General features: G+C 76.7%; 23 protein-coding genes. 11 read left to right on the forward strand and 12 right to left on the reverse strand.

Annotated elements, in window-relative coordinates; genetic code table 11:
- Nucleotides 1–7: 7 nt before the first annotated feature.
- Entirely contained in the window at nucleotides 8–445 is a 438-nt protein-coding gene (locus tag WA616_RS05195; protein WP_073421527.1) for a GtrA family protein, read from the reverse strand.
- Nucleotides 442–2,820, reverse strand: a complete 2,379-nt coding sequence (locus tag WA616_RS05200; RefSeq protein ID WP_336027920.1) for a hypothetical protein — start codon at nucleotides 2,818–2,820, stop codon at nucleotides 442–444. Before WA616_RS05200 ends, WA616_RS05195 begins: the two co-directional genes overlap by 4 nt.
- A 178-nt stretch (nucleotides 2,821–2,998) precedes the next feature.
- Between WA616_RS05200 and WA616_RS05205 the strand changes: the two genes are divergently transcribed.
- Genes WA616_RS05205 through WA616_RS05225 form a run of 5 tightly spaced genes read left to right on the forward strand, consistent with a single transcriptional unit; the run spans nucleotide 2,999 to nucleotide 6,612 of the window.
- Nucleotides 2,999–3,802 carry a TIGR03089 family protein gene (locus WA616_RS05205; RefSeq protein WP_336027921.1) on the forward strand — a complete coding sequence of 268 codons (804 nt, stop codon included), beginning with the start codon at nucleotides 2,999–3,001 and terminating at the stop codon, nucleotides 3,800–3,802.
- Nucleotides 3,803–3,843: 41 nt separating this feature from the next.
- Nucleotides 3,844–4,650, forward strand: a complete 807-nt coding sequence (locus WA616_RS05210; RefSeq protein ID WP_083628798.1) for a CoA transferase subunit A — start codon at nucleotides 3,844–3,846, stop codon at nucleotides 4,648–4,650.
- A complete protein-coding gene (locus tag WA616_RS05215) occupies nucleotides 4,647–5,315 on the forward strand; it encodes a CoA transferase subunit B (RefSeq protein WP_336027924.1) in 669 nt (222 codons plus the stop codon). Before WA616_RS05210 ends, WA616_RS05215 begins: the two co-directional genes overlap by 4 nt.
- Nucleotides 5,316–5,345: 30 nt before the next feature.
- Nucleotides 5,346–6,167, forward strand: a complete 822-nt coding sequence (locus tag WA616_RS05220; protein WP_336027925.1) for a DUF1028 domain-containing protein — start codon at nucleotides 5,346–5,348, stop codon at nucleotides 6,165–6,167.
- Nucleotide 6,168: 1 nt separating this feature from the next.
- On the forward strand, nucleotides 6,169–6,612 hold the full coding sequence (locus tag WA616_RS05225) for a GtrA family protein (protein ID WP_073421522.1): 444 nt from the start codon (nucleotides 6,169–6,171) through the stop codon (nucleotides 6,610–6,612).
- Nucleotides 6,613–6,618: 6 nt separating this feature from the next.
- Here WA616_RS05225 and WA616_RS05230 read toward each other — a convergent pair whose 3' ends face one another.
- From WA616_RS05230 to WA616_RS05255, 6 genes are all read right to left on the reverse strand, one after another.
- Nucleotides 6,619–7,044 (reverse strand): adenylyltransferase/cytidyltransferase family protein, encoded by a 426-nt coding sequence (locus tag WA616_RS05230; protein ID WP_336027928.1) that lies wholly within the window; start codon nucleotides 7,042–7,044, stop codon nucleotides 6,619–6,621.
- 11 nt (nucleotides 7,045–7,055) lie between these two features.
- Nucleotides 7,056–7,463 (reverse strand): DUF6752 domain-containing protein, encoded by a 408-nt coding sequence (locus WA616_RS05235; protein WP_073421521.1) that lies wholly within the window; start codon nucleotides 7,461–7,463, stop codon nucleotides 7,056–7,058.
- Nucleotides 7,460–9,058, reverse strand: a complete 1,599-nt coding sequence (locus WA616_RS05240; protein ID WP_336027931.1) for a class I SAM-dependent methyltransferase — start codon at nucleotides 9,056–9,058, stop codon at nucleotides 7,460–7,462. Before WA616_RS05240 ends, WA616_RS05235 begins: the two co-directional genes overlap by 4 nt.
- 219 nt (nucleotides 9,059–9,277) lie before the next feature.
- Nucleotides 9,278–10,447 carry an acyl-CoA dehydrogenase family protein gene (locus tag WA616_RS05245; protein WP_336027934.1) on the reverse strand — a complete coding sequence of 390 codons (1,170 nt, stop codon included), beginning with the start codon at nucleotides 10,445–10,447 and terminating at the stop codon, nucleotides 9,278–9,280.
- Between the two features lie 9 nt (nucleotides 10,448–10,456).
- Nucleotides 10,457–11,011, reverse strand: a complete 555-nt coding sequence (gene purE / locus WA616_RS05250) for a 5-(carboxyamino)imidazole ribonucleotide mutase (protein ID WP_336027936.1) — start codon at nucleotides 11,009–11,011, stop codon at nucleotides 10,457–10,459.
- Between the two features lies 1 nt (nucleotide 11,012).
- Entirely contained in the window at nucleotides 11,013–12,218 is a 1,206-nt protein-coding gene (locus WA616_RS05255; protein WP_336027939.1) for a 5-(carboxyamino)imidazole ribonucleotide synthase, read from the reverse strand.
- A gap of 78 nt (nucleotides 12,219–12,296) precedes the next feature.
- Here WA616_RS05255 and WA616_RS05260 point away from each other — a divergent pair, with 78 nt between their 5' ends.
- Nucleotides 12,297–12,896 (forward strand): GtrA family protein, encoded by a 600-nt coding sequence (locus WA616_RS05260; protein WP_336027941.1) that lies wholly within the window; start codon nucleotides 12,297–12,299, stop codon nucleotides 12,894–12,896.
- Between the two features lie 43 nt (nucleotides 12,897–12,939).
- Here the strand turns inward: WA616_RS05260 and WA616_RS05265 are convergent, their stop codons facing one another.
- Both WA616_RS05265 and WA616_RS05270 read right to left on the reverse strand, forming a co-directional pair.
- Nucleotides 12,940–15,900: an AAA family ATPase gene (locus WA616_RS05265; RefSeq protein ID WP_336027944.1), complete on the reverse strand. Its 2,961-nt coding sequence runs from the start codon at nucleotides 15,898–15,900 to the stop codon at nucleotides 12,940–12,942.
- Nucleotides 15,897–17,045, reverse strand: coding sequence for an exonuclease SbcCD subunit D (locus WA616_RS05270; protein WP_336027945.1), 1,149 nt, complete (start codon nucleotides 17,043–17,045; stop codon nucleotides 15,897–15,899). Before WA616_RS05270 ends, WA616_RS05265 begins: the two co-directional genes overlap by 4 nt.
- A gap of 121 nt (nucleotides 17,046–17,166) precedes the next feature.
- Between WA616_RS05270 and WA616_RS05275 the strand changes: the two genes are divergently transcribed.
- On the forward strand, nucleotides 17,167–19,584 hold the full coding sequence (locus tag WA616_RS05275) for a protein kinase domain-containing protein (RefSeq protein WP_336027946.1): 2,418 nt from the start codon (nucleotides 17,167–17,169) through the stop codon (nucleotides 19,582–19,584).
- 19 nt (nucleotides 19,585–19,603) lie between these two features.
- Here WA616_RS05275 and WA616_RS05280 read toward each other — a convergent pair whose 3' ends face one another.
- Both WA616_RS05280 and WA616_RS05285 read right to left on the reverse strand, forming a co-directional pair.
- On the reverse strand, nucleotides 19,604–20,164 hold the full coding sequence (locus tag WA616_RS05280) for a PH domain-containing protein (RefSeq protein ID WP_336027948.1): 561 nt from the start codon (nucleotides 20,162–20,164) through the stop codon (nucleotides 19,604–19,606).
- A 31-nt stretch (nucleotides 20,165–20,195) separates the two neighbouring features.
- A complete protein-coding gene (locus WA616_RS05285; RefSeq protein WP_336027950.1) occupies nucleotides 20,196–21,035 on the reverse strand; it encodes a biotin--[acetyl-CoA-carboxylase] ligase in 840 nt (279 codons plus the stop codon).
- A gap of 19 nt (nucleotides 21,036–21,054) precedes the next feature.
- Between WA616_RS05285 and WA616_RS05290 the strand changes: the two genes are divergently transcribed.
- From WA616_RS05290 to WA616_RS05305, 4 genes are all read left to right on the forward strand, one after another.
- Entirely contained in the window at nucleotides 21,055–22,680 is a 1,626-nt protein-coding gene (locus WA616_RS05290; RefSeq protein WP_336027952.1) for an acyl-CoA carboxylase subunit beta, read from the forward strand.
- The gene (locus WA616_RS05295; protein ID WP_336027953.1) at nucleotides 22,677–22,895 is read left to right on the forward strand and encodes an acyl-CoA carboxylase subunit epsilon; all 219 of its coding nucleotides are present in this window, start codon (nucleotides 22,677–22,679) and stop codon (nucleotides 22,893–22,895) included. Before WA616_RS05290 ends, WA616_RS05295 begins: the two co-directional genes overlap by 4 nt.
- Nucleotides 22,892–23,494 (forward strand): Maf family protein, encoded by a 603-nt coding sequence (locus tag WA616_RS05300; protein WP_336027955.1) that lies wholly within the window; start codon nucleotides 22,892–22,894, stop codon nucleotides 23,492–23,494. The genes WA616_RS05295 and WA616_RS05300 overlap by 4 nt, the downstream gene beginning before the upstream one ends.
- Before the next feature lie 76 nt (nucleotides 23,495–23,570).
- Nucleotides 23,571–25,340, forward strand: a complete 1,770-nt coding sequence (locus WA616_RS05305) for an acetyl/propionyl/methylcrotonyl-CoA carboxylase subunit alpha (RefSeq protein ID WP_336027956.1) — start codon at nucleotides 23,571–23,573, stop codon at nucleotides 25,338–25,340.
- The last annotated feature ends 15 nt before the right edge of the window (nucleotides 25,341–25,355 follow it).

A 25,355-nucleotide genomic window follows, 5' to 3' on the forward strand; every position in this document is an offset into this window, starting at 1 on the left:
TGCCACCTCAGGCCCCCGCCCCGTCGCGCGCCGGCTCCCGCTCGGGCTGCGGCGCCGGGCGGCCGCGGAACAGCAGCTTGCTGGCGACGAAGTTGGCCGCGAACGACGGCGGCAGCGACACCAACTTACAGACGAAGGCGTCCCACCCCGTGACGTCGTGCAGGAGCTCGATGAGCACCGAGAAGACGACGATCGAGGTCGCGTACCAGCCGACGAACAGCGCGAAGGTGGTGCGCGAGCGCTCGGCGGCGAAGGCGTACTTCGTCACGAACAGGTAGACGACGACCACCGCGCAGGCGGCGCTGACGACGTTGGCGACGCCGGGCGAGGCGCCCAGCCGCACGCCGAGGGCGAAGACGCCCAGGTCGACGGCGAGGCCGAGGCACGAGCCGAGGAGGAAGCGGAGGACCTGCCGGAGCAGGTGCCGCACGCGGCCGCCGCTCACCGGCGGGCCCCCCGGCGGCCGGCGACGACGGCACCGGCGGCGGCCAGCACGATCAGCGCCGACCCGGCGAGGGCGGCGGGCACGACCGCGCCGGCGCCGGCCGGGGCGTAGGCCAGCTCGAGGCGGCCGCCGTCGATGCCGGCGGGCAGGTCCACGGCGAGCGCGGCGCCCTCGACCGTGGTCACCGGGAGCTCCTCGCCGTCGAGGGTCGCCGTCATGCCCGGGTAGTACGGGATCCGGGTGGCCAGGGTGCCGCCCGCGTCACCGGTCGAGACGACGTAGGTGTCCATCGGGGCGTCGACGCGGGCGAGGGTGGAGGTCCAGCCCTCCTCCGAGACGGCGACGTCGCCGGTGACCGCGGTGACGCGGCCGGGCAGCCCGTCGGCGCGCTGGTAGCGCAGCCACGTCTCGTTGGCAGCGACCTGGCGCCAGCCGCCCTGCGCGAAGTGGTCGACGACCTCCTGCGGCGCCTCGGCCGACAGCAGCACGACGTCGGAGGACATGAGGTCCAGCCAGGTCAGCCCGGTGTCGCCGGCCGGGGCGAGCAGCTCCGCCGGCTCCGAGCAGGTGGCGCCCCAGACCGAGCGGCACCAGTGGTCGTTGAGCGCGGCCTGCCAGACGGCCAGCGAGGCGTAGCCCGGGCGCAGGCCGGCGATGACGTTGCCGCTGCCGTTCACGACGCCGTCGGACCAGCCGCGGTCGCCGTCGAAGCGCCAGGTGACGACGGTGAGCTGCTCGTCGGGCGCGACGGAGGCGGCGCGGAAGTCGGCGACCGTGGTGCCCACGTCGCGGCCCGGGTCCAGCGCCCGCAGCGGGGCGCCGTTGCTGTCGGGGTTGCCCTTGATGACGTCGTCGCGCTCCTGGACGGTGACCATCATCTGCTCGCCCAGCGGGAAGCCGGCGGCGACGGCGAGGACCAGGACGACGCCGGCGAGGGCGGGCACCGCCGGACGGGCGCCGGCCCGGCCCTCGGCGGAGCGGCCGGCGGTGGCGGCGGAGGTGGTGGCGGTGGAGCCGCGCAGCACGACGACCAGCGCGGCGAGCGCCACGAGCGCGACGACGAAGGCCAGCGCGTGCCACTTGACCAGCACGGGGGCGCGGGAGAAGGCGAGGGCGGCCTGGGCGGCGGCGATCCCGCCGGCCAGCGCGATCCGCCGGCGGGTGAGCACGGGGGCGGCGGCCAGCGCGATGAGCACCAGCAGCGGCAGGAAGACCTCGACGTAGACGAGGTAGCGCACCGGGTAGCGGAAGACCGACACCGTGGTGGGCAGCTGGGTGGCGACGACGGCGGCGGCCCACACCAGGCCGGCGGTCAGCACGCCGGGCCGGTGCCAGGCGGCGCGCCAGTCGACCAGCGCGGCGGCGGGGAGGGCCACCAGCATCGTGGCCATGGCCGGGACCAGGCCGATGGTGCCGGTCCAGGCGTTGGTCTGGCCGAGCAGCGTGGTGCCGCCGAGCAGCACGTCGGCGAGGTTGGGCACGCCGAAGCCGGCGTTGCCGATGAGCGGGTCGGCGCCCTGGCGGCCCATGACCTCTGACAGCTGCAGGGTGGAGACGAAGGTGGGCAGCGCGACGACGAGCCCGCCGACGGCGGCCGCGACCCGCGACAGCGCGCGGGCGTTGACCAGCGCCGCCTTCCAGGAGCCGTACTCGCGGCGGTACTCGACGAGCTGGCCGACGATGACCAGGCCCGCGAACGGGAAGGCGTAGGGGTTGCCCGAGGTGAGCAGCGCCCAGGTGGCGAGGCCGGTGCCGAGCACGCCCACGGCCGAGCGGCTGCGCAGGCCGGCCCACAGCCACGGCAGGCACGCGGTGGCCCACAGCAGCGGCCACCAGGAGCTGCCGTACCAGACGAGGAAGCCGCTGGAGCCGATGCCGACGGCCCCGGCCACGGCCAGCGCGGGCCGCACGCCGTACTGCAGCAGGACGACGACCGCGCCGGCGCCGAGCACCAGGATCATCCCGGCGCCGTAGGCCCAGGAGATCGCCAGGAAGTCACCGGAGCGGCCCACGACCGCCTGCACCAGCCAGTGCAGCGGGTCCAGCGCGCCGTACTGCATGTCGGCGACGACGTTGCCGCCCATCCCGAGGTCGGGGTCCATGAGCGGCGGCCGGCCGCCCTCGAGGTTCTGGCCCAGCCACCAGGTCATGGGGCCGAACTGCGCCTGCGAGTCGTCGAACCAGAAGAAGCGGGGCGCCCAGTGGCGGACCAGCAGCAGCTGCAGGCCCTGCGCGACGAGGTAGGCGGCGAGGGCGAGCACCCAGGTGCCGGCGCGCGAGCCGCGCGGCGCGCGGGCCTCGCCGGGGGTCCGGTCGGGCACCGGCGGGGTCTCGCGGTCGAGGACGGCGGCGCGGGAGCCGGTGTCTGCGTTCATGGGGTCTCGGCCTTCTCGTCCGACGCGGGCGGCCTGACCGGCCGGGCCCGCGGCACCGAAGGCGCTCCCGTCGGGAGGCGGGCCCGACCGGTGCTCGTGGGGCGTTCCGGGAGCCGACTGTATCCGCGCGCGGACGGCCCCGGGGCGAACCGGTCCGGTCCGGTGCCACCCTGTCCCCGTGCCTCCCACTCGTCCCACGGACCCCGCCGGGCTGCTCGCCGCGGCGCTGCGCCGCGACCCCTCCGCCCCCCTCGTCACCGCCTACGACGACGCCACCGGCGAGCGCGTCGAGCTGTCGGCCACGACGCTCGCGAACTGGGTGGCGAAGACCGCGAACCTGCTGCAGGACGAGTTCGACGTCGGCCCGGGCAGCACGGTCGCCGTCGCCCTGCCGGTGCACTGGCAGACCGCCGCGGTGCTGCTCGGCGTGTGGAGCTGCGGCGCCGCGGTGCTCGACACCGCCGCCGAGGACGACGGCCGCCTCGACGCCGCCGACGTCGTCCTCGCCGCGCACGACCGGCTCGCGCCACTGGAGGAGCAGGACCTCCCCGACCTGATGGGCCTGTCGCTGCACCCGCTCGGGATGGGCATGACCGGGTACGCGGGCCCGGCCCGCGACTTCGCGCTCGAGGTGCGCGGGCACGGCGACGTCTTCACCCCGTACCAGCAGCCCGACCCGGCCTCCCCGGGACTGTCCGCCGGCGGCCTGCAGCTGACCCTCGGCGCGCTGGCCGGGGCCGCGGAGGAGCTCGCCGGGCGGCTGGGCCTCGCGGCCGGGGACCGGGTGCTGGTCGACGAGCGGACCGCGGAGGAGGCCGGGCCGGTCGCCTGGCTGCTCGCGCCGCTGGCCGCCGGGGCCTCGCTCGTGCTCGTGCGGCACCCCGACCCGGCCGCCCTGCGCGGCCGGGCGGAGGCCGAACGGGTCACCGCTACGCTCGGCGTCCGGATCGAGGGCATCCGCGAGCTGGGCCGGCCCGCCTGAGGCGACCGCCCCACCGCGCCGGGAGAGACGGTGGTCAGCTGATGGACAAGGTCGTCGCGAGCGCGCGGGAGGCGGTGGCCGACGTCGGCGACGGCGCCGTCCTCGCCGTGGGCGGGTTCGGGCTCTGCGGTGTCCCGGTGGCGCTGATCGACGCGCTGCTGGAGAAGGGGTCGCGGGACCTGACGACCATCTCCAACAACTGCGGCGTCGACGACCAGGCGCTCGGCGTGCTGCTGTACGCCGGCCGCATCCGCCGCACGATCAGCTCCTTCGTCGGCGGCAACAAGGAGCTCGCCCGGCTGTACCTGTCCGGCGAGCTGGAGGTCGAGCTGACCCCGCAGGGCACGCTGGCCGAGCGGCTGCGGGCCGGCGGCGCCGGGATCCCCGCCTTCTACACGCCCACCGGCGTGGGCACGATGGTCGCCGACGGCGGCATCCCGGTGCGCTACGACGCCGACGGGAACGTCGTCGAGACCTCCGCGCCGAAGGAGACCCGCGTCTTCGACGGCACCGAGTACGTGCTGGAGACCGCGCTGACCGCCGACTTCGGCCTGGTCCGCGCCGCGGTCGGCGACCGGCACGGCAACCTGGTCTTCCACGAGTCGGCGATGAACTTCAACCCGCTGGCCGGCATGGCCGGGCGGGTCACGATCGCCGAGGTCGAGGAGCTCGTCGAGCCCGGCGAGATCACCCCCGAGCACGTGCACCTGCCCGGCGTCTTCGTCGACCGGGTCGTCGTCGTCGGCAGCGAGGGCAAGAAGATCGAGCGGCGCACCACCCGCCCGCGGCAGTCCGCCGCACCGCTGGCCGCGGCCGGCGAGGAGGCCACCGAGGAGACGGCCCGATGACCCTGACCCGCGACCAGCTCGCCGCCCGGGTGGCCCAGGAGCTGCAGGACGGCTCCTACGTCAACCTCGGCATCGGCATGCCCACGCTCGTGCCCAACCACGTCCCCGACGGCGTGCACGTGGTGCTGCACAGCGAGAACGGCGTCCTCGGCGTCGGCCCGTACCCCTTCGAGGGCGACGAGGACCCCGACCTGATCAACGCCGGCAAGGAGACCGTCACGATCCTGCCGGGCGCGAGCTTCTTCGACTCCGCCATGAGCTTCGGGATGATCCGCGGCAAGCACCTGGACCTCGCCATCCTCGGCGCGATGCAGGTCAACCCCCGCGGCGACCTCGCCAACTGGCTGATCCCCGGGAAGATGGTCAACGGCATGGGCGGGGCGATGGACCTCGTCCACGGCGCCAAGCGCGTGATCATCATGATGGAGCACGTGGCCCGCGACGGGTCGCCGAAGCTGGTCGAGGAGTGCTCCCTGCCGCTCACCGGCAAGGCGTGCGTGGACCGGGTGGTCACCGACCTCGCCGTCGTCGACGTCACGCCCGAGGGGTTCGTGCTGCGCGAGGTCGCCCCGGGCGTCACCGCCGACGAGGTCGTCGAGAAGACCGGCGCCCCGCTGGCGGTGCCCGGCGACGTGCCCACGATGGCCCTACCGGCCACGGTCTGACCCCGTCGTGACCACGGCACCGCTCCCCCGGTGACGTTCTCGGTCGTCGCCCGCGACCCGGTCACCGGGGACATGGGCATCGCGGTCTCGTCCTGCATCCTCGCCGTCGGCCGGGCTGTGCCCAGCGCCCGCCCGGGCGTCGGCGTGGTCGCCGTCCAGGCGCGCAGCCCGCGCGGCCTCGGGCACGTGCTCCTCGGCGGGCTGGCCGAGGGCACCGCGCCCGCGGTGCTGGTGCGCCGCGCCGCGCACGCCGCGGAGGACGTCGACCGGCAGATCGCCGTCCTCGCGACCGACGGCTCCGTCGCCGCCGACACCGGCCCGGGGTCGTTCCCGGTCAGCGGCCACGTCGTCGGCGGGGGCTGGAGCGTGCAGGGCAACATGCTCGCGTCGCCGGAGGTGCTCCCGGCGATGGCCGCGGCCTACGAGGCCGCCGCGGGCGGGCTGCCCGACCGGCTGCTGGCCGCGCTCGCCGCGGGGCAGGACGCCGGCGGCGACCTGCGCGGTCGCCAGTCGGCGGCGCTGCTCGTGGTGAGCGGGCAGCCGGCGTCGGAGGAGGACGACGGCGTGCGGATGGACCTGCGCGTCGACGACTCCGGCGACCCGGTCGCCCAGCTGCGGATGCTGCGCAACCTGCAGCGGGCCTACGACGAGCGCGACTACGACACCCTGGCGCTGTTCGCCCCGGAGGGGGCCCGCGACCTCTACGCCGCGCTGGCCGCCTCCCGCCGCGGCGACCGGGAGGGCGCCCGCGCCGCGCTGGCCGCCGTCCGCCGTCGCCCGGGCTGGTCGGCGTGGCTGGCGTCGATGGCGGGTGACTCGCGGCTGGCCGCGGTCTCCCGGCTGCTCGACTGACGTGGCCGCCGACGTCCCCGCCGACGGCATCCCGGCCGACGGACCCGCCCGCGAGCCCGCCCGCGACGGGCTGCTGCGCCAGCTGACCCGCTTCGTCGCCGTCGGCGCGCTGTCCGCGGTCGTCGACCTCGGCGTCTACACCCTCGGCCTGCACCTGGGGCTGGCCACCTGGCTCGCCCGGGCGATCAGCTTCGTCTGCGGCACGACGACGGCCTACGTGCTCAACCGGCGCTGGGCGTTCGGGGTCGAGGGCGGGTCGCGGCGGGTGGCCGGGTTCGTGCTGCTCTACGGCACCACGTTCGGGGTGGTGCTGGCCGTGAACGCGCTGGCCCTGCTGTGGCTGCCCGGGCGGTGGTGGGCGCCGACGCTGGCCTGGGCCGTCTCGCAGGGCGTCGGCACCGCCGTCAACTTCGTCGTCCTGCGGACGGTCGTCTTCCGCCGCTGACGGCGCTCAGGCGCTCTCGCCGACCTCCGCCGGCACCCCGCGGATCTGCTCGATGATCGCGGTCGTGGACACCGCCGGGGTGCGCTCCAGGTAGACGACCCGGCAGACGTCGCCGAGGCCGTCGAAGCGGCCCGCCCAGTCGTCGCCCATGACGAGGACGTCGGCCCGCTGCTCGACGAGGTACCGCCGCTTGGCCTCCAGGCTGTGCTCGACGAACACCTCGTCGACGCACCGCAGGGCGCCGACGATCGCCATGCGCGCCGCCAGCGGGTAGACCGGCGAGCGCCCCTTCTTGCCGCGGTTGAGCTCGTCGGAGCTGACGCCCACGACGAGCCGGTCCCCGAGCGCCGCGGCCCGCTCGAGCAGCCGGAGGTGGCCGGCGTGGAACACGTCGAAGGTGCCGAAGGTGACCACGCGGGTGGGGCCCGGCACCGGCGCCAGGCTCACAGGGTCTCCGGCCGGAGCGAGCGCAGGACCGCCGGGTCGATCTCCCGGTCGTGCAGCGGCAGGACCAGCTCGGTGACCAGGTCGGTCAGCTCGGCGACGCGCAGGTGCAGCCGCCGCTCCTCGTGCAGGCCGTCCCGCAGCCGCGCCACCTCCTCGCGGAGCGCGCCCACCTCGTCGCCGAGGCCGCGCAGCCGGGCCACCTCCGCCTCGAGCTCGCGGGTGCGGCCGCGCGCCTCGTCCAGCTCCTCGCGCAGCCGGTCGTCGGCGGCGCGGAGGTCGGCGAACTCCTGCTGCAGGGCGGACAGCTGCCCGGCCAGCTCGAGGCCGGCGGGTGCCAGGACCCGGCGCACCAGGTGCGCCGGCCGGGCCAGGGGGCGCCGGGGCGCCGCGTCGTCGGGGGTCAACTGTTCCTCCGTCGCAGGGTGATGCGCCACAGGTCGGTGAGGCGCTCCTCGGGGGCGCCGGCCCAGGAGACCGGCTCGGTGCACGGGACCACCTCGTCGGCGACGAGCCGGTGCCGCGCCGCCTCGGCGAGAACGTCGTCGAGGCGCAGGTGGCGGTGGGGGGCGATCCCCGGGTGGGCGTGGTCGGCGACGACGTCGAGGTGGGCGGTCCCGCCGCGGCGCAGCAGCATCCCGCAGAGCCGGAACACGTTGTCCCGGCCGCGGTCCTCCAGCGCGTTGAGCAGCCGGCGGCCGAGCACGGTCCAGGCGCCGGGGTGCCCGGCGGCGAGCTCGGCGCCCAGCCGGAGGACGAGGCGGGTGTCGAGGAGGTTGAGGACGTCGAAGGCGACGTCGAGGTCCCGCTCCCCCGCCGCCCGGCGCGCGGTCTCCAGGGCGTACCGGGAGAAGTCGACGGCGCGCACGGTCCGGCCCGCGGCGGCCAGGGCCAGCGCGTCCGAGCCCGGGCCGCAGCCGAGGTCGAGCACCGGCGCGCCGTCCGGGGCCGTCGCGTGCAGCGCCCGGGCGAGGCCGCTCATAGCGCGGGCGGGGCGGGGCTCCTCGGTGGCGAGGACGACCTCGTCCTCCCAGCCCTCGCGCTCGACGTTGTAGTCGGCGAACCAGCCGTAGAAGCGGTCGGCCGTCTCCGGCGGGATGTCGAACTGGTAGGCCGGGTCCGGCACGCGCCACCCGGGTCCGAACAGCTCGACGAGCATCCGCTCGGGGTCCCGCGGCGCCGGCTCCGGGCGGCCCTCGACCAGCACGGTCACCGGCGGGAGGAGGTCCTCCTCGGTCGCCTCGGTGCGGATCGGGAAGTGCTGGAACCAGCGCCCCTCGAGCAGGAAACCGGTGAAGACGTCGACGTAGTGGTCGGGCCGGCCCTCGTGCTCGACGAGGACCTGGAGGTGCCCGGCCGACAGGCGCAGCACCCGGTGTCCGGCGCCGGCCAGCACCCGGCCGAGCTCGAACGCCTCGAGCACCACGTCCACCGGGACCGAGAGCCGGCTGAGGTAGGCGAGGTCGGCGTCGTCGTCGTGCGGGAGGACGTGCCCGTCCTCGCGGACGGGACCGAGCAGGCTGCCGCCGGTCACGTAGACCCGGTCGCCGAGGTGCGCCTGCACGAGGGCCCGGATCTCGTCCATCGAGTCGAGCATCCGCTCGACCATGGCGGGGCCGGCGTCGCCGAGCGCGTGCCCGAGCCGCCCCCACTTGTTGACCACGAGCGGGCGGCCGTGCCGGTCGGCCAGCCGCAGCGGGCCCGGGTCGCCGTCGAGCGAGGTCTCCGCCTCCGCCCAGGCCCCCGCGTCCTCGCCCACGGTCCGCAGCGCCACGCGGAAGGTGCCCCGCAGGTGCGGGAGGAGGGCCGGCGGCCAGGGCTCGAAGCCGACGCGGGTCCCCTCGTCGACGCCGGGCGGCCGCCCGGGGGCGACGCCGTCGGGCCGGTCGCGGAACGACCCGACGCGCCGGTCGTCGAGCAGCACGTCGAGGACGCGCCCGTCGACGTCGGCGGACTCGTAGGCCAGGCCGTCCGCGGACGGCCAGAGACTGCGTGGCGGCATGGCTCCGGAGGGGTCGGGGCCGTCCCCGGAGGTCCCGGTGTTCGCGCGCGGGACGGGACGACGATGCCCCGATGTTACGGACCGGTCACCCGCAGTACAGGTCGGACACGCCAGGGCCCGTGCGGCCCCGTCCGGGGACGCGCGCGGGCCGGCGGCGGTGACCGCCGCCGGCCGGTGCCGGCACCGATGGGCGGGCGGGTGCCCCCGCCGCGGACGCCGCTACCGCAGGAGGCTGCGGGCGATCACCATCCGCTGGATCTGGTTGGTGCCCTCGTAGATCTGGGTGATCTTGGCGTCGCGCATCATGCGCTCGACCGGGAAATCCTGCGTGTAGCCGGCGCCACCGAACAGCTGGACGGCGTCGGTGGTGACCTTCATGGCGACGTCGGAGGCGAACGCCTTCGCCGCGGCGCACAGCCGGCCGAGGTCGGGGTCGACCTTGCCGCCGTCGTGGGCGGCCTCCCCGCGCGCGGCGGCGACGTAGACCAGGTGCCGGGCGGCCTCGATCTGCATGGCCATGTCGGCGAGCATGAACTGCACGCCCTGGAAGTCCGAGACCGCCTTGCCGAACTGCGTGCGCCCGCGGGTGTACTCCACCGCGGCGTCCAGCGCGCCCTGCGCGATGCCGACCGCCTGCGCGCCGATGGTCGGGCGGGTGAAGTCCAGCGTCCGCAGCGCGGTCTTGAAACCGGTGCCCTCCGCGCCGATGATCCGGTCGGCCGGGATGGTGCAGTCGGTGAAGTAGAGCTCGCAGGTGGGCGAGCCCTTGATGCCCATCTTCCGCTCCTTCGGGCCCACGGCGAAGCCCGGGTCGTCGCGGTGCACGACGAAGGCGGAGATGCCGTTGGCCCGCTTCTCCGGGTCGGTGACGGCCATGACCGTGTACCACTCCGACACGCCGGAGTTGGTGATCCAGGCCTTGGTGCCGTTGAGCACCCAGGTGTCGCCGTCGCGGCGGGCGCGGGTCTTCATCGCGGCGGCGTCGGAGCCGGCCTCCCGCTCGGACAGGCCGTAGCTGATCATCGCCTCGCCCGCGGCGATCGACGGCAGCACCCGCTGCTTGAGGTCCTCCGACGCCGACAGGATGATCGGCATCGAGCCCAGCTTGTTGACCGCCGGGATGAGCGACGCCGAGACGTCGACCCGGGCGACCTCCTCGATCACGATGCAGGTGGCGACGGCGTCGGCACCCTCACCGCCGTAGCTCTCCGGGATGTGCGTGGCGTGGAACCCGGCCGCGGTCAGCGCCTTCTGCGCCTCGATCGGGTAGCGGGAGTCCGCGTCGACCTCGGCCGCGTACGGCCCGATCTCCCGCTCGGCGATGTCCCGGACCGCGGCCCGGATCGCGTCGTGCTCCTCGGTCAGCTGGTACAGCCCGCTCGTGCTCACGACCAGATGTTAGGACGTCCCAGCAGTTCCCCGGGAGCTGCTCCCACCCTCCGCGGCGAGGCGGGCCCGCAGCGCGGCGTCGCGGGCGACGACGGAGTCGGCGAGGTCGGCCTGGAACCGCTCGACGGCGGCCCGCAGCTCCGGGTCACCGGCCGCCAGCACCCGCACGGCGAGCAGGCCGGCGTTGCGCCCGCCGCCGATGGAGACGGTGGCCACCGGCACGCCCGCGGGCATCTGGACGATCGAGAGCAGGCTGTCGAGGCCGTCGAGCCGGTCGAGCGGCCGCGGCACGCCGATCACCGGCAGCGGCGTGGCCGCGGCGAGCATTCCCGGCAGGTGGGCCGCTCCCCCGGCGCCGGCGACCAGCACCCGCAGGCCGCGCCCGGCCGCCGACGTGGCGTAGTCGAGCATCCGCTGCGGCGTGCGGTGCGCCGACAGGACGTGCACCTCGAACGGGACGCCGAACTCCCGGAGCGCGGCGGCGGCCGGCTCCATGGTGGGCCAGTCGGAGTCGCTGCCCATGACGATGCCGACGAGGGGGCTCCCGACGAGCGGCTCGGTCATCTCAGTGCTCCTCGGGGAAGGCGAAGGCCGGGTCGACCTCGCCGTCGGCGAGGTAGCGGGCGGCGGCGACGGCGCGGGCGCGGACCTGCTCGAGGTCCTCGCCGAGCGCGGTGACGTGGCCGAGCTTGCGGCCGGGGCGCTGGCCCTTGCCGTACCAGTGCAGCTTCACGTCGGGCCAGTGCGCCATGAGGTGGTGGACGCGCTCGTCGAGGCCCGGCCCGTCCCAGCCCTCCTCCGAGGCGCGCCCGCCGAGCACGTTGGCCATGACGACGGCGGGCGCGGCCATCGCCGTCGACCCCAGCGGGTAGTCGAGGACGGCCCGCAGGTGCTGCTCGAACTGGCTGGTGCGGGCGCCCTCGATGGTCCAGTGCCCGGAGTTGTGCGGGCGCATGGCCAGCTCGTTGACCAGCACGCCTTCGGGGGTCTGGAACAGCTCGACGGCCATGACGCCGACGACGCCGACCCGGTCGGCGATGCGCACGGCGAGTTCCTGGGCGGCGCCGGCGGTCTCCTCGTCGAGGCCCGGCGCGGGCGCGAGCACCTCGGTGTTGATGCCGTCGCGCTGCACGGTCTCCACGACCGGCCAGACGGCGACCTGCCCGAACGGCGAGCGGGCCACCAGCACCGCGAGCTCGCGCACCAGCTCCACCCGCTGCTCGACGAGCAGGGTGCCGTGCGCGGCGAGCAGCTCGGCGGCCTCCTCCGCGGCGCCGACGACGAACACGCCCCGGCCGTCGTAGCCGCCGCGCGGGGTCTTCACGACCACCGGCCAGCCGACCGCCTCGCCGAGGTCGGTGATGCCCTGCAGCGTCTGCACCTCGGCCCACTGCGGCTGCGGCTCGCCGGCCGCGGCCAGGGCGCGGCGCAGGACCAGCTTGTCCTGGGCGTGCACCAGGGCGTCCGGGCCGGGCGCGACCCGCACCCCCTCGGCGACCAGGGCGTGCAGGTGCTCGGTGGGCACGTGCTCGTGGTCGAAGGTGAGCACGGTGGCGCCGTCGGCCGCGGCGCGCAGGGCGTCGAGGTCGCGGTGGTCGCCGATCCGGACGTCGGCGGCGACCAGCGCCGCCGACTCGTCCGGCCCGGTGGACAGCACGCGCAGCGACTGGCCGAGGGCGATGGCGGCCTGGTGGGTCATGCGGGCCAGCTGGCCCCCGCCCACCATGGCGACGACGGGCAGACCGGTCCGCGGGTCGGTCGGGGCAGGCACGGTTGACCACCGTAGCGAGCGACCCGTCCGGCGTCGGTGCCACCGGAGGAGGCCCCCGGGTCCGTACAGTCGGCAGGCGTGCCGCTGCTGCCCGCCCTCCGCCGTCGCGTCGGCAGCACCTGGCACCTGCTGCTCAAGGAGCTGAGCGCCTTCGGCGCGGTGGGCGCGGCCTGCTTCGTGCTCGACGTCGGCCTGTTCCAGCTGCTCTACACCTCCGGCAGCGGCGCGGTGACGGCGAAGCTCGTGGCGACGGTCGTGTCCACGACCGCGGCCTACCTCGGGCACCGGTTCTGGTCGTTCGCGCACCGCGAGCGCTCGGGCTACCGGCGCGAGTACGTCGTCTTCGTGCTGGTCAACGGGCTCACGCTGCTCATCGGCCTGGCGCTGGTGGCCTTCGTGCGGCACCCGCTGGGCCAGGAGCACGCGCTGGTGCTGCAGGCGGCCAACGTCGCCTCGATCGGGCTGGGCACGGTGATCCGCTGGTTCGCCTACCGGCGGTGGGTCTTCCGCGCCGTGGCCGAGCCGCCCGCCGCGGGGTCTCCCTCCACGGCATCGCCCTCCGCGGTGTCCCCCGCCTCTCCGCGCCCGGCCGACCCGCGCGCGGCGGTCCCGGCCGTCGGCGCTGCCGCCGTCGGGCGGCGGGTGGGCGGCGCGGAGCCGGCCCGCAGCGGCGCCTGACCTCCCCCGGCCCCGCCGGGGTCCACCTCGGCCCCGCCGGGGTTCACCCCGCCAGGCGCGACCCCGACCGGCCGGCCACGACCTCCAGCCGGGTGGGCACCCGGGTGCGCAGCTCCTCGAGGTGGCTGATCACCCCGACCGTGCGCCCGCCGCGGCGCAGCTCGTCGAGCACGGTCATGACCGCGTCGAGGGCGTGCGCGTCGAGCGTGCCGAAGCCCTCGTCGACGAACAGCGTGTCCATCTGGACGCCGCCGGCCTCCGCGGTGACGACGTCGGCCAGCCCGAGGGCCAGCGCGAGCGAGGCCATGAAGCTCTCGCCGCCCGACAGCGTCTTGGTGGGCCGCCGGGTGCCGGTGTACTCGTCGAGCACGTCGAGGCCCAGGCCGCCGCGGGCGCCGTGGCGGCCCAGCGCGTCGCTGTGCAGGAACGTGTAGCGCCCGCGCGACATCTCCTGCAGCCGCCGGCTGGCCACCTCCGCCACCTGCTCCAGCCGCGCGGCGAGCACGAAGGACTGCAGCCGCATCCGCAGCGTGTTGGCCCCGCGCCCGCCCACGAGGTCGGCCAGCGCCGCGACCTGCCCGGCGCGCGCGGTGCGGTCGGCGAGCTCCTCCTCCGCGGCCACGACGTCGCCGGCCAGCCCGTCGAGCGCCCCGGCGCACCGGCGGGCCTGGTCGAGGGCGGTGACGGCGTCCTCGCGGCGGGCGGTCAGCGCGGCGCAGCGCTCCTGCAGCGCGCCGACGTCGGGCCGCTCGCCCAGGTCGGCGAGGTCGGGGTCGGCCAGCGTGGCCGCGGCGACCGACCGGGCCTCGTCGTGCGCCCGCAGCCGCGCGTCGAGGGCGGCCAGGTCGCCCGCGGGCAGCAGCGCCGCGGCGGCGTCGAGGACGTCGGCGAAGCCGGCCGCGGCCGACCGCTCCTCGGCCGTGGCCTGCGCGGCGGCGGCCGACTCGGCGGCACGGACCTCCTCGGCGGCCGCGGCCACGGCCGCCTCGCAGCGCTCGGCCGCGGCGGTCAGCCGGGTGGTGCGGGTGCGCAGGTCCGGGTCCTCCCCGCGGGCGGCGTCGACGCGGGCCGCGGCCTCGGCGGCGCCCTGCCCGGCGGCGGCCTGCTCGGCGGTGCGCCGCTGCAGCGCCTCGCGGTCGGCGGCCAGCGCGGCGGCGGTGGCATCGCGGCGCCGCTCGGCCGCCGCCAGGGCGGCGCGGGCGGCGTCGGCCCCGCGGGCGAGGGCGGCCACCTCGTCGCGCTCGGCCCGCGCGGCCGCGGCCCGGTCGGCCAGCTCGGCGGGAGGCACCTCGCCGGCGCGGGCGCGCAGCACCGCGAGCTCCCGCTCCCGCTCCTCGACGACCCGGCCCGCGGCGGTGCGCCGCTCGTCGGCGGCGTCGACGGCCGCGCGGGCGCGCTCCTCGTCGTCGGCGGTGACCCGGGCACCGGCCGCCGCGGCCGGGCGCGGGTGCTCCGTGGCGCCGCAGACCGGGCAGTCGGCGCCGGGGGTGAGCCCGGCGGCGAGCTCGGCGGCCATCCCGTCGAGCCGGGCGGTGCGCACCTCGACGAGGCGCTCGCGCGCGTCGACCCAGGCGACCCGGGCGGCCTCGGCCCCGGCGCGGGCGGCGGCCAGCCGGCCGGTGAGCGCCTCGGCGCGGGTGGCGGCGTCGAGCGCGGTGCGGGCAGCCTCCTCGGCGGCGACCAGACCGGGCAGCCGGGCCGCGGCGGCCGCCGCGGCGTCGAGGCGGGCCTGCGCGGCCGCCACCCGGGCCGGCTCCTCCTCGACGGCGCGCGCGCCGTCGGTGCAGGCGGCGGTCAGCCGGGTGACCTCCCCGGCCAGCCGGTCGGCCTCGGCGGCGAGCTCGCGGGCGCGGGCCGCGTCGGGCAGCAGGGCGCGGGCGTGCGCGGCGGCGTCGCGCAGCTCCCGCGCGGTGATGGCGTCGGCGGGGCGGCCGTCGGCCACGGCGGCCCACGCGCGGTCGGCGGCCGCGCGGGCGGCGGTGGCCCGCTCGGCGGCGAGGGCGGCGCGGCCGGCGGCCTCGAGCGCGTCGCGCAGCACCTCGGCGCGGCGGCCGGCGTCGGCGCGGGCGCGCAGCGGTGCCAGCTCCGGCTCGCGGGCGGTGAGCTCCTCCAGCCGGGCGCGGGCGCGGGCGCGGCGGGCGTGCCGGTCGGCCAGCGCGCGGGCGGCGGCGAGCTCGGCGTCGACCCGGGCGCTCTCCTCCGCGGCGGACGCGGCGCCGGCCTCGGCGGCGGTGAGCCGCTGCGCCGCGCCGGCCCGCACGCTGCGCACCCACGCACCGACCGAGGCGCCCGGCCGCGCGCCGACCAGCTCGGGCGCGAGCTCCTCGGGCACCTCGACGTCGGCGATCTGCGCGACCCGGTGCAGCAGCGTGCTCACCCGGTGCCGGTCGGACCGCAGGCCCTCCTCGGCGGCCCGCCGCTCGCCGGCCAGCCACTCCTCGGCGCGGGCGAACCGGTCGACGTCGAACAGCGTGCGCAGCAGCTTGGCGCGGTCCTCGGGCTCGGCGCGCAGGAAGCGGGCGAAGTCCCCCTGGGGCAGCAGCACGACCTGGCAGAACTGCTCGGCCGACAGGCCCAGCCGCACCCGCAGGTACTCCGAGCCCTCGTCGATGCGGGTGCTCACCGGCTCCCACGTGCCGCCGGCCCAGCGCTGCACGGTGAGCTTGGCCTGCTCGGTGGTCTCGCCGGCGCCGCGCTTCTTCGGCCGGGTCTGCTCCGGCCGGCGGGTGACCAGCAGCCGCTCGCCGGCGAGGGTGAGCTCGCAGCCGACCTCGGTGCGGGTGGCGGCGTCGGCGTGGTCGCTGCGCAGCCGCCGCGCCTCGCCGCGGGCGCCGGGCACGACGCCGTAGAGGGCGAACACGACGGCGTCGAGCAGGGTGGTCTTGCCGGCGCCGGTGGGGCCCCAGAGCAGGAACAGCCCGTCGCGGGCGACGTCGTCGACGTCGACGGTCTCGGTGCCCGCGAAGGGCCCGAAGGCGGTGAGCGTCAGGGTGTGCAGCCTCACCGGGACAGCTCCTCGCGGGCGGCCGCGCCGAGCGCCCGCCCCAGCAGGTCGCGCTCGGGCGCGCTGGCCCCCACCCCGCCGCGCACGTGGGCGACGAACTCCCCGGCGACGTCGAGGTCGCCGCGGCCGCGCAGCCGCTCCTGGTAGCTGCGCCCGTCGGAGGTGCCGCCCCCGGACCACTCCAGGTGCACGCAGTGCGGGAAGCGGGTGCGCAGCCGGCGCATCGGGTCGGAGGGCCGGACGTCGTCGGTGAGCCGGGCGGACACGAACGCCTCCTGGACATGAGCGTGCGCGGGATCGGCCAGTAGCTCCTCCAGGGTGCCGGTGAGCACGGTGAGCGCGCGCGGCAGGGGCAGCGGGACCTCGCGCACGCCGGCCAGCCCGCCGGCGTCGAGGTCGACCAGCCACGCCTGCTTGTCCTGGCCCGCCTCGCCGAAGGAGTACGGCAGCGGCGAGCCGCTGTAGCGCAGCCGGTCGCTCAGCGACTGCGGCCGGTGCAGGTGTCCCAGCGCCACGTAGTCGACGCCGTCGAAGACCGCGGCGGGGACGATGTCGACGCCGCCCACGCAGATGTCGCGCTCGCTCTCGCTGGCGAGCCCGCCGCCGACGAAGGCGTGCGCCAGCACCACCGAGCGGGTGCCCGGGCGCAGGAACAGGTCGGCGCGCACCCGGTCCATCGCCGCCCGCAGCACCGCCTCGTGACTCCGCGCGTCCAGCAGGCCCAGCTCGTGCCGCGCGATCTCCGGCTCCAGGTACGGCAGCCCGTACACCGCGACGTCGCCGTGCGCGTCGGACAGCAGCACCGGCTCGTCGAGCCCTGCGACGGTGGCGCGCACGTGCACGCCGGAGACGGCGAGCAGGCCCGCGGCGAAGTTCAGCCGGCGGGCGGAGTCGTGGTTGCCGGGGGTGAGCACCACCGTGGCGCCGGCCCCGCGCAGCCGGGTGAGCACCCGGTCGAGCACCGCCGTCGCGTCGGCCGAGGGCACCGCCCGGTCGTAGACGTCGCCGGCCACCAGCACGGCGTCCACCCGCTCGGCGGCCACGACCTCGGCCAGGCCGGAGAGCACCGCCTCCTGCTCGGCGAGCAGGTCGGCACCGTGCAGCGACCGGCCGATGTGCCAGTCGGAGGTGTGCAGGAGGCGCATGGGTGCGGAAGGTAGGTCGGGGTACCGACAGAACCGGCCAGGCTCGCCGTGACCGATCGGTCACACACCGCCGCGTCCCGACGCCTTCCCGCCCTCCGCCGCGTGCGGGAGGCTGCGCGGCGTGCCGCTCGCGCCCGGGGACGTGTTCGCCGGCTACACCGTCGTCCGCACGCTCGGCGCCGGCGGCATGGGCGAGGTCCACCTGGCCCGCCACCCGCGGCTGCCCCGGCACGACGCGCTGAAGGTGCTGCGCCCCGAGCACTCCGCCGACCCGCACTTCGCCGCCCGGTTCCGGCGCGAGGCCGACCTGGTGGCCCGCCTCTCGCACCGCAACGTCGTCCCCGTGCTCGACCGCGGCGAGGCCGACGGGCGGCTGTGGCTGACCATGCGCTACGTCGAGGGCACCGACGCCGAGGGCGCCCTGGCCGCCGCGGGCGGGCTGCTGCCGGCCGGCCGCGCGGTGCGGATCGTCGGCGAGGTGGCGGCGGCCCTCGACGCCGCGCACCGCGCCGGCCTGCTGCACCGCGACGTGAAGCCGGCCAACGTGCTGCTCGCGCCGGGCGAGGAGGGCGAGCCCGAGCAGGTGTTCCTCACCGACTTCGGCATCGCCAAGGCCCTCGACGGCGGCACCGCCCTCACCCGCACCGGCATGGTGCTCGCGACGTTCGAGTACGCCTCGCCCGAGCAGATCGAGTCCCGCCCGCTGGACGCGCGCTCCGACGTCTACTCCCTCGGCTGCCTGCTGCACCGGCTGCTGACCGGGCAGGTGCCCTTCCCCGGCGCCTCGGTCATGGCCTCACTGCACGGCCACCTCACCGCGCCGCCGCCCCGGCCGACCGCGCTCGCGCCCTGGCTGCCCCCGGGCCTCGACGACGTCGTCGCCCGGGCGATGGCCAAGGACTCCGCCGGGCGGTTCCCCACCTGCCGGGCGCTCGCGGCGGCCGCCTCCGCCGCGCTGGCCGACCTCCCGCCGGCCCCGCCGCCGCCCTACCGGCTCACGCTCCCGTCGGGGCAGGCCGTGTCCACCGCCGACCTGTCCGCGGCCGAGACCGAGCACCTGTCCGGGCTGCTCCGGCGCACCCGCTTCTTCGACCTGCCGCCCGTGCTGCCCGGGGACCTGCCCGAGCCGCGGACCGCGACGGGCCTCCCCCGGGGTCCGGCCCGCCCGGTGACCGTCGAGATCGCCACCGCGACGACGACCCGGCGGGTGACCGCCGACCTCGCCGACGCGCGCCGCCCGCCGGAGTTCGATGAGCTGGCCGCGACGGTCGCCGCCACCCGGCCCCGCGTGCGCCCCGCCCCTCCTCCGCCGCCACCTCCGCCGTCCCGGCCCCGCCCGGCCGCGCCGACCACCGTCACGACCCCGGCCGTCCGGCCGCCGGAGCACGCCCCGCCGGTCCCGACGCCGGTCCCGGCACCGGTTCCGGTCCCGGCACCGGCCGCCCGGCTCCCCGCGCGCGGGCGGGCCGCCCGGTGGGCCGTCGCGGGGGTGGCCGCCCTCGTGCTCGCCGGGGCCGGTGGCACGGTGTGGCTCCTCGGGCGCGACGACCCGGCGGGCGGCGATGGCGCCGCGTCTCCCGGCACGACGACCGGGGCGGCGGGCACCTCGGACGGGACGACGGACGGGACGGCGGGGTCGGGCTCCGACGGCCCCGGCGCCGCGCTGGCCGCCCTGCCCCGGTCCGCACCCCTGCCCGACGGCGCCGTGCTCGTCTCCCGGGAGCTCGACGGCGAGGTGGACCTGCTGGCCGTCGACACCGCCACCGGCGCGGCGGTCCCGCTCACCACCGCGGCGGGGGCCGACGTCGGCGCCGTCGTCTCCCCCGACCGGCGCACCGTCGTCTACGGCAGCGTCACCGACGCCGGCGGGGAGCTGCGCGCCGTCGGCGCCGACGGCAGCGGGGACCGGCCGCTGTTCACGGCGCCGCTGGCGGGCTGCGCCGACCCCGGCCGGCCGGCGTGGGACCCCGCCGACCCGACGCGGCTGGCCCTGACGTGCGCCGGCGGCGACGGCGTCTCGCTGCACCTCGTCACGCTCGACGGCGCGGTCGGCCCCGCGCTGGCCACCGCGCCCGCGCTCGGCGACCCGGCGTTCTCCCCCGACGGCACGACCGTCGTCTACTGGGCCGGGCAGGACCCGGAGCGCGACGGCGGCTCGCTGTTCGCCGTCGCCGCGGCCGGCGGGGACCCCGAGCCGCTGACCGACGAGGAGGACGGCAGCGACGCCGACCCCTCCTTCTCCCCCGACGGGCGCACGCTGGCCTTCCGGCGGGAGATCGTCGGCGGGCAGCGCGGCATCGTCACCATGGGTGCCGACGGGTCCGGCCCGCGATTCGTCACGTCGGGCTCCTTCGACCAGGACCCCGTCTGGTCACCGCGGGGCGACGCGCTCGCCTACAAGAGCAACCGGGCCGGCGACGCCGCGCCGCCCGGGGACCAGCTCTGGGTCACCGACCCCGACGGGCTCGACCCGCGGCAGGTGCCCGCCGAGGAGGGCGTGCTGGTCAACGCCGTCGCCTGGGGACCACCGGCCGGCTGAGCCCCAGGGCAGCGGGGCCTCAGGGCAGCGGGCTGGTGCTCCAGCGGTCGTCCGCGGGCTCCCACGCGCCGGGGACCTCGCCGTACGCCCGCTCGGCGTCGTCCTCGACCAGCTGCGCGACCAGCGCCTGCACCCCGTCGCTGTCCGGCACGCGGGCGAGCACCAGCGGGCCGGCGTCGCCGGCCGACTCGACGGTGACCGTCCCCGACCGCACGACCCGCTGCCACAGCGTCTGCCGGCTGGAGACGTCGGTGATCCGCGACAGCGCGACGTCGCGGCCGCGGCGGGTCAGCACGCCGGTGCGCACCAGCAGCCGGTGCGTGGTGAGGACGTAGTGCGTCGTGCGCCAGCGGACCACCGGCTGCACGACCGTGGCCGCCAGGACGACGAGCACCACGCCCAGCAGCGCCATGCGCAGGACGCCCTGCTGGCGACCGTCGGGCACGAGCGCCGCGAGGTAGGACGCCCCGCCGACGACGGCGAGCAGCCGGACCACCGGCCAGAACAGCGTCAGCCCGTGCGGGTGCAGGTGCGCGACGACCTCCTCGTCGTCGGCGAGCAGCTTGTCGGGGAAGGCCACCCCGCCAGGATGACCGAGCGGAGGCGGGTGGTCAGGCTCCGCGCGGGCGTGTCCGCACGTGGCGCACGTCGCCGCTGGCGAGCTCCACCGTGCCGCCGCCGGTGTCGAGCACGAGCCGGCCGTCCCAGTCGACGGCGGTGGCGGTGCCCGCGAGCTCCGACCCGTCGGGCATGGTGACCGTGACCTCGGCGCCGACGGTCGAGCACCAGGCCAGGTAGTCGGCGGCCAGCCCCGTGGACGCCGGGTCGCCGAGCGCCGCGGTCCACGCGAGGTAGCGGCGCTCGAGCGCGCGCAGGAACGCCAGCAGCAGCGGCCCCCGGTCGACGGACGAGCCGGCGACCAGCGCCAGCGACGTCCCGGTGGGCGGCAGCTCCTCGCGGCGGGTGTTCACGTTCAGCCCGGTGCCGACCACGACGGCGGCGCCGGTGACCTCGGCCAGGATCCCGGCGAGCTTCGTCCCGTCGGCGGCCAGCAGGTCGTTGGGCCACTTGAGCGAGCTGCGCACGCCGGAGACCTCGCCGACGGCCTCGCCGAGCGCGATCCCGGTGAGCAGCGGCAGCCAGCCGCGGCGGGCGGCGGGCACGTCGGGGCGCAGCAGCACCGAGACGGTCAGCCCGGCGCGCGGCGGGGAGGTCCAGGTGCGGTCGAGGCGGCCGCGGCCGGAGACCTGGTGCTCGGCGACCAGGACGGTGCCCTCGGGGGCGTCGTCGGCGGCCCGCGCGGCGAGGTCGGCGTTGGTGGAGCCGACCTCCGGCGCCACCTCCAGCGAGCGCCACAACCGGCTGTCGCGGACCAGCGCCGCCTGCAGCGCGGCGGCGTCGAGCGGCGGTCGGTCCAGCTCCGACCAGCGGGCGGAGGGCGCGTCGGGCACTCCCCTACGCTACGGCCCCGTGAGCGCTGCCGAACTCGAGAGCGCGGGCGACTCCGTCCCGGCCGACGTCGACATCCACACGACCGCCGGCAAGCTGGCGGACTTCGAGCGGCGGGTGCAGGAGGCCGTCCACGCCGGCTCCGAGCGCGCGGTCGAGAAGCAGCACGCGGCGGGCAAGATGACCGCCCGCGAGCGGATCGAGGCGCTGCTGGACCCGGGCTCGTTCACCGAGCTCGACGAGTTCGCCCGCCACCGCTCCAGCAACTTCGGGATGGACTCGCGCCGGCCCTTCGGCGACGGCGTCGTCACCGGGTACGGGACCGTCGACGGCCGCCCGGTGTGCGTCTTCTCCCAGGACGTCACCGTCTTCGGCGGCAGCCTCGGCGAGGTCTACGGCGAGAAGATCGTCAAGGTGCTCGACCTGGCCATCCGCAACGGCTGCCCGGTGATCGGCATCAACGAGGGCGGCGGCGCGCGCATCCAGGAGGGCGTGGTCTCCCTCGGCCTCTACGGCGAGATCTTCCAGCGCAACGTGCACGCCTCCGGCGTCATCCCGCAGATCTCGCTGGTGATGGGCGCCGCGGCCGGCGGGCACGTCTACTCCCCCGCGCTCACCGACTTCATCGTGATGGTCGACGGGACCTCGCAGATGTTCATCACCGGCCCCGACGTGGTGAAGACGGTGACCGGCGAGGACGTCACGCTCGAGGAGCTCGGCGGCGCCCGCACGCACAACACCAAGTCCGGCGTCGCGCACTACCTGGCCGAGGACGAGACCGACGCCCTCGACTACGTCAAGGCGCTGCTGTCCTACCTGCCGAGCAACAACCTCGACCCGCTGCCGGCCGTCGAGGTCGCGCCCGCCGACACCACGCCGGACGGGGTGACCGAGGAGGACCACGAGCTCGACACGGTCGTCCCCGACTCGGCGAACACCCCTTACGACATGCACACCGTCATCGAGCACGTCCTCGACGACGGCGAGTTCCTCGAGGTGCAGGCGCTGTTCGCGCCGAACATCGTGGTCGGCTTCGGCCGGGTCGAGGGCCGGCCGGTCGGCGTCGTGGCCAACCAGCCCACCCAGTTCGCGGGCACGCTGGACATCGACGCCAGCGAGAAGGCCGCCCGCTTCGTGCGCACCTGCGACGCCTTCAACGTCCCGGTGCTCACCTTCGTCGACGTCCCGGGCTTCCTCCCCGGGACGTCGCAGGAATGGGAGGGGATCATCCGCCGCGGCGCGAAGCTGATCTACGCGTACGCCGAGGCCACGGTCCCGAAGATCACCGTCATCACGCGCAAGGCCTACGGTGGCGCCTACGACGTCATGGGCTCCAAGCACCTCGGCGCCGACCTGAACCTCGCCTGGCCGACCGCCCAGGTCGCCGTCATGGGCGCCCAGGGCGCGGTGAACATCCTCTACCGGCGCGAGCTGGCCGACTCGCCCGACGCCGACGCCCGCCGCGCGGAGCTCGTCACCGAGTACGAGGACACGCTGCTCTCGCCGTACATCGCCGCAGACCGCGGGTACGTCGACCAGGTGATCCGCCCCTCGGAGACCCGCATCGAGATCACCAAGGCGCTGCGGCTGCTGGCCAACAAGCGTCAGACCCTGCCGCCGAAGAAGCACGGGAACATCCCGCTGTGACGGAGCAGCAGCGCCCGCTGCTGCGGGTCGTGAAGGGCGAGCCGACGGCCGAGGAGCTCGCCGCGCTCACCGTCGTCGTCGCCGCGCTGTCCTCCCAGGGCCGTCCGCGGCGGCGCCCGGTCCCGGTCGGCGCGTGGGCCGCGTACGGCGACGCCCACCGGCAGCCGCTGCGCCCGGGCCCCGGCGGCTGGCGCGCCGCGGGACGGTCAGCGTGAGCCGGCGGCTGGTGCTCGCGTCCGCGTCCCCGGCACGGCTCGCGCTCCTGCGCCAGGCGGGCCTCGCCCCCGACGTCGTGGTGAGCGACGTCGACGAGACGACGGTGACCGCGGCGCGCGTCTCGGAGAAGGTCGCGCTGCTGGCCGCCGCGAAGGCCACCGCCGTCGCCGGGCGGGAGGACGACGCGCTGGTGATCGGCGCCGACTCGCTGCTGGAGTTCCGCGGCCAGGCGATGGGCAAGCCCGCCGACGCGCAGGAGGCCCGCGAGCGCTGGCGGCGGATGGCCGGCCGCAGCGGCACCCTGCACACCGGTCAGGCGCTGTTCGACGTGCGCGGCGGCGCGGTGGAGTCGCGCGACGTCGTCGTCACGTCCACGGTCGTGCACTTCGCCAGCCCCACCCCGGGCGAGGTCGAGGCCTACCTGGCCACCGGCGAGCCGCTGGCCGTGGCCGGCGCGTTCACCCTCGACGGGCTCGGGGCGCCGTTCGTCCGCCGCGTCGAGGGCGACCCCGCGTCGGTGGTCGGGCTGTCGCTCGCGGCACTGCGCGAGCAACTGCGCCGCCGCGACCTCACGATCACCGACCTCTGGCACCGCTGACCCACCCGCCCGTCCGGACGGCCTCCCGGGCGTCCTGACTACAGTCCGACCGGTCCACGAACGAGGGAGTCGCCCGGTGCAGAAGGTCCTGATCGCCAACCGCGGGGAGATCGCGGTCCGCGTCGCGCGCGCCTGCCGGGACGCCGGGCTGACCAGCGTGGCCGTCTACGCCGAGCCCGACCGCGACGCCCTGCACGTGCGCGCCGCCGACGAGGCCTTCGCGCTCGGCGGCACGACGCCCGGCGACTCCTACCTCGTCATCGACAAGATCCTCGACGCCGCGAAGCGGTCCGGCGCCGACGCGATCCACCCCGGCTACGGCTTCCTGTCGGAGAACGCCGGCTTCGCCCAGGCCGTCCTGGACGCCGGGCTCACCTGGATCGGCCCCTCGCCGCAGGCGATCATCGACCTCGGCGACAAGGTGGCCGCCCGCCACATCGCGACCAAGGCCGGCGCGCCCCTGGTCCCCGGCACGAAGGACCCGGTCGGCGGCGCCGACGAGGTGCTCGCGTTCGCCCGGGAACACGGCCTGCCCGTGGCCATCAAGGCCGCGTTCGGCGGCGGCGGGCGCGGCCTGAAGGTGGCCCGCACCGAGGAGGAGATCCCGGAGCTGTTCGACTCCGCCGTCCGCGAGGCGGTCGCCGCCTTCGGCCGCGGCGAGTGCTTCGTCGAGCGGTTCCTCGACAAGCCGCGGCACGTCGAGGCCCAGGTGCTCGCCGACACGCACGGCAACGTGGTCGTCGTCGGCACCCGCGACTGCTCGCTGCAGCGGCGCAACCAGAAGCTGGTCGAGGAGGCGCCCGCGCCGTTCCTCACCGACGAGCAGCGGGCCCGCATCCACGAGTCGGCCAAGGCGATCTGCCGGGAGGCCGGCTACCACGGTGCCGGCACTGTCGAGTACCTCGTGGGCACCGACGGGTCGATCTCCTTCCTCGAGGTCAACACCCGGCTGCAGGTGGAGCACCCGGTCTCGGAGGAGACCTCCGGCATCGACCTGGTGCGCCAGCAGTTCCGCATCGCTGAGGGCCTGCCGCTGGAGGTCACCGAGGACCCGACCCCACGCGGGCACAGCATCGAGTTCCGGATCAACGCCGAGGACGCCGGGCGGAACTTCATGCCCGCCCCCGGCCCGGTCACCCGGCTGGAGATCCCGCAGGGCCCCGGCGTGCGCTGGGACTCTGGCGTCGAGACCGGCGGCGAGGTGGCCGGCGCGTTCGACTCGATGCTGGCCAAGCTGATCGTCACCGGCGCCACCCGCGCCGAAGCGCTGCAGCGGGCCGCCCGGGCGCTCGACGAGCTCGTCGTCGAGGGCATGCCGACCGTCATCCCCTTCCACCGCGCGGTCGTCCGCGACGAGGCGTTCACCAGCGAGCCGTTCACGGTGCACACCCGCTGGATCGAGACCGAGTGGGACAACCAGGTCCCGCCGTACTCCGCCGCCCCGGCCGTCGCCGAGGAGGAGGCGCCGCGGCAGACCGTCGTCGTCGAGGTGGGCGGGCGCCGCCTGGAGGTCTCGCTGCCCGCGGGCCTCGCGCTCGGCGGCGGCGCGGCCGCGCCGGCCGGCACCGGGGGCGCCAAGCCGCGCAAGCGGGGCTCCGGCCACGGCGGCTCGGGTGCCTCGGGCGACTCCCTCACCTCGCCGATGCAGGGCACCATCGTGAAGGTCGCCGTCGAGGAGGGAGCGACCGTCGCCGCCGGCGACCTCGTCGTCGTCCTCGAGGCGATGAAGATGGAGCAGCCGCTGACCGCCCACAAGGCGGGCACCGTCACCGGCCTGTCGGCCGAGGTGGGCGCCACCGTCACCAGCGGCGCGGTCATCTGCACGATCGCCGACGCCGCCGAGTAGTCCCCCGAGCACGCA

Origin of the sequence: Geodermatophilus sp. FMUSA9-8, assembly GCF_037034165.1 — a bacterium.
Classification (GTDB): domain Bacteria; phylum Actinomycetota; class Actinomycetes; order Mycobacteriales; family Geodermatophilaceae; genus Geodermatophilus; species Geodermatophilus nigrescens.

Coding starts and splice junctions, on each gene's coding strand:
- WA616_RS05200 (WP_336027920.1), bottom strand. CDS start 2,820: ATGAACGCAGACACCGGCTCCCGCGCCGCCGTCCTCGACCGCGAGACC.
- WA616_RS05210 (WP_083628798.1), top strand. CDS start 3,844: ATGGACAAGGTCGTCGCGAGCGCGCGGGAGGCGGTGGCCGACGTCGGC.
- WA616_RS05215 (WP_336027924.1), top strand. CDS start 4,647: ATGACCCTGACCCGCGACCAGCTCGCCGCCCGGGTGGCCCAGGAGCTG.
- WA616_RS05240 (WP_336027931.1), bottom strand. CDS start 9,058: ATGCCGCCACGCAGTCTCTGGCCGTCCGCGGACGGCCTGGCCTACGAG.
- purE (WP_336027936.1), bottom strand. CDS start 11,011: ATGACCGAGCCGCTCGTCGGGAGCCCCCTCGTCGGCATCGTCATGGGC.
- WA616_RS05270 (WP_336027945.1), bottom strand. CDS start 17,045: ATGCGCCTCCTGCACACCTCCGACTGGCACATCGGCCGGTCGCTGCAC.